The sequence below is a fragment of the Gulosibacter sediminis genome (genome assembly GCF_014904065.1).
GTDB lineage: Bacteria > Actinomycetota > Actinomycetes > Actinomycetales > Microbacteriaceae > Gulosibacter > Gulosibacter sediminis.
Genome location: NZ_JACXJG010000026.1, coordinates 1 through 477 on the forward strand (window position 1 = coordinate 1; position 477 = coordinate 477).

Genomic DNA, 477 nt, shown 5'->3' on the forward strand with positions numbered 1-477 from the left:
CGGCCGCTGCGCCCCGAGCGCGAGTGACTCGAGATCAACTTGCGCGACGCGGGTGTCGTCGCCGATGAGTCGGCCGTGGCGCATCGTCCACATGTTCAGGGCACAGCCGAACGACACGATGAGGTCGGCATCGGCAATGAGCTCAGCGGCAAGCGGCGACGAGAAGCCGCCCGAGATGCCGAGCGAGAACTCGTCGCCGTCGAACAGCCCGTTCGCGACGNGGTGGCGAGCAGCGCACCCGCGACGCGCCCGAGCTCACGCAGCTCGCGGCCGGCGCCCCGGGCGCCGCGCCCGGCGACGAACACGGGCCGCTCGGCCTGTCGAATCAGGTCGGCGAGCGCCCGCACCGAGGCATCGGATGCGCGGGGCGGCACGGGCCGCGGCGGCGCGGCAAGCGTCTCGAGCGCACGGATGCTCGCCTCGGGCGCCGGCGCATCCTGCACATTGATCGGCAGGTTGAGCACGACGGTGCGGCGC